General features: G+C 59.9%; 1 protein-coding gene. It reads left to right on the forward strand.

The window, feature by feature from the left end:
* Positions 1 to 471 (forward strand): RHS repeat domain-containing protein (locus E4P00_RS21620; protein WP_248133011.1); only part of this gene is annotated, 471 nt, incomplete at both ends.

Here is a 471-nt window from a genome sequence, read left to right on the forward strand (position 1 = left end):
CGATCAGCGATGCGTATGACAACCGTCTACGCATTTGCCGTGATCGTTCCGGGCGAATTGAGCGGTTGGATAACGGTGCTGGTCGCTCGCTGCTGCTGCGTTATGAGCTGGATCGAATCGTCGCGATGGACTACCAGGTTCATCGCGCCACAGGGCGTGCACCTTACGTCTGGGAAACCGAGCAGAACGTTGTTTCCTACGCCTATGACGAAGATGGACGACTGGTTTGCGCGACCAATGCCGTCGGTGAAAGCGAGCGTTATCGGTACGACGATCAGCACGTCATTGTCGAGCGGCAGTTGGCCGGTGGGGCGAGTTTCTTCTGGGCGTGGGAAGGCTCCGGCAAGGCGGCGCGTTGCGTCCGGCATTGGGCGAGCTTTTCGCAGATGGACACGCGCTATGCCTGGGGGGATGACGGTCGTGTCACCGTGCATAACGCCGATGGCAGCCAGGAAGTCTATGTCCACGACG

The organism is Pseudomonas sp. B329, from assembly GCF_023127835.1.
Taxonomy (GTDB): domain Bacteria; phylum Pseudomonadota; class Gammaproteobacteria; order Pseudomonadales; family Pseudomonadaceae; genus Aquipseudomonas; species Aquipseudomonas synxantha_A.